Here is a 2,532-nt window from a genome sequence, read left to right as displayed (position 1 = left end):
TTCGCTCATTGTTGCTAAATATTTATAAGAGTACTTTACCTGTTTTTATGAGGCACCTTCTTTCCACATTTGGTTTTTCCCTAATCGTAGCTTGTTTTATTTCCTGTGAAAACAACAACAGTGAAAGCAATTCAAGTGGGTTTACTGTTGCCATAAATCTTAAAGACTCAAAAAATAATAGATTATCTGAAGCATTTGAAAGCATCTCTTATTCAATTTTAAATGCTCCTGATTCATCGCCGCTAGTAGAACCCTACCTAATGAAATTTGATAGGGAATCGATGTATATTCAGGACTTTTATACTGGTCATATCCATAAGTTTGATAAAAAAGGTCAGCCTCAATTTGTTTACCAAGCGACAGGTTCGGGGCCTGGAGAATTTAGGCAATCGGATTACTTTTTTTTGGAGGATTCAGCAATTACCATTTTGGATAGAGTCCTAGGTAAAGCTGTGACTTACGGTCCCTTTCAAAATTTAATTTATGAGGAGAAAATTACCAAAAACATTCCCATGTTTGAAAAGCGAGGCAATCGAATGCTTTATTTCATGAATAATCTAAGGGATGGTACTGACTACAATTTTCTTCTTTATGAAAACGAACAGGTGATAGGGGAATGGGAAAGAATTAGATCAGGATTTGAAAAAGCCCAATATGGAGACAATAATGGTTTCAATCAAGATTTTGACGGAGGACTTGTTTTCCCGATCCCATATTCTACCGAGGTATTATTCTTTGACAGTCATCTAAATCGCACTCAAAAAGTAACATTTGATATCGGTGATGCACTAGTTGATAAAACAGACTTTGTCAGACTAAACAATATGAGTGGAGATGCTTACCAACAATTCATCCTAGAAAAAGAATTAGTAGAAGGCATTTCTCTGTTTACAAAACTCGGCCCGTATTACTTTCTATCTCTTCAGCAGTACAATCAAGGAGTACATTTAGTCTTTATGAATAAGGATTTTAAGGTTTTAATCCAGTCCAAAGGTTTGGAGAATGATTTGGACCAGATGCTAATAAGAGGAATTCCATGGACATATGATAAAGACAAACTTATTTTTATGATCAACTCGGTTTATTTTTATAATGATTATATCAAAACATTTTCCGGCAAAAAAGTTACTGTGAAATCGGGCAATGTTCATGATTTTTTTGAAAAAAATCAGAATCTTTTAAAGGAGGATAGGTATGTCCTGATTTCGCTGAAAGTCAAAAGCCAAATTTAAAAATAATAATTTATCTACTCCTAGTATTTTTGAAACTCAGATGAGCGTTTAGTTTTCGAATATTTTAATTACACTATGAAGGGGAATTTAGATGGTCATGCTTATACTCCCTTTCCTTTTCCTTACTTTTGCGGCATGAATTACCTTTCGGTCGAAAACCTCAGTAAAGCGTTCGGTGAGCGCAAGCTTTTTTCAAATATTTCTTTTGGCATTTCCCAAGGTCAAAAAATCGCTTTAGTTGGTATTAATGGTGCCGGCAAATCTACATTGATGAAAATCATCATGGGTTTAGAAATACCTGATACAGGTCAAGTTGGAATCAATCAGCAGGTGAAAGTGGCTTATGTTCACCAGAACCCTGTATTTGAAGGAACTTTGACTATTTACCAAACCATTTTTGACCAAAGTAATTCTGAAATACTCCAGGTGATAGAAGACTATCATAAAGCCATGCTAGAAGCAGAACGCGGCATTGATAACTCCGACAAGATGGCTGTACTTTTTGAGAAAATGGATGCTTTCCAGGCTTGGGATTTCGAATATCAAGTGAAGGAAGTCCTTGGTAAATTAGGACTTCATGACACCGATCTTCCAGTTGGAACACTTTCTGGAGGGCAGCGTAAGCGAGTGGCTTTGGCAAAAGCAATTCTTGAGAAACCAGATCTTTTGCTCCTCGATGAACCTACAAACCATTTGGACTTGGAAACGATCGAATGGCTGGAAGATTACTTGGCGAAAGCTAATTTGGCCCTCTTTATGGTCACTCACGATCGATATTTCCTAGAGAAAGTTACCAATGAAATCCTGGAGCTTGATCAAGGGAAAGTCCACCGATATATGGGTAACTATGGCTACTTCTTAGACAAGAAAGCCGAGCGAATGGAGATTGAAGATATTGAGCTAGAAAAAGCGAAAAGCCTTTACAAAAAAGAGCTTGATTGGATCCGCCGTCAACCAAAGGCGAGAAGCACCAAAGCAAAATACCGTGTAGATGCGTTTGAAGACACGAAAGAAAAAGCTTCCCAGAAGCGTGAAGAGCGCGATATTCAGTTGACTGTAACAACTCAGCGATTGGGAAATAAGATCATTGAGATTGAAAAAATGAAGAAGTCTTTTGGAGACAAAAACATTATCAACGAATTCTCCTATACTTTCCGAAAAAAAGACCGAATTGGAATTGTGGGCCCAAACGGAGCTGGAAAAACTACTTTTCTGAATATGATCACCGGGCAGATGGCTCCTGATGCAGGAAAAATCTCTATTGGTCAGACTACTGCTTTTGGGTATTACAAACAGGAAG

The 2,532-nt window shown here is 37.3% G+C and carries 2 protein-coding genes; both read left to right on the top strand.

Annotated elements, in window-relative coordinates; genetic code table 11:
* A partial coding sequence (locus Q0L68_RS19550) for a 6-bladed beta-propeller (RefSeq protein ID WP_296705923.1) occupies positions 1–1,232 on the top strand: 1,232 nt, incomplete at its 5' end.
* Between the two features lie 135 nt (positions 1,233–1,367).
* The coding region (locus Q0L68_RS19545; protein WP_296705924.1) for an ABC-F family ATP-binding cassette domain-containing protein at positions 1,368–2,532 on the top strand (1,165 nt) is incomplete at its 3' end.

The organism is Algoriphagus sp. (assembly GCF_024642405.1).
Classification (GTDB): Bacteria; Bacteroidota; Bacteroidia; order Cytophagales; family Cyclobacteriaceae; genus Algoriphagus.
This window is presented reverse-complemented; position numbering and strand designations above follow the sequence as displayed.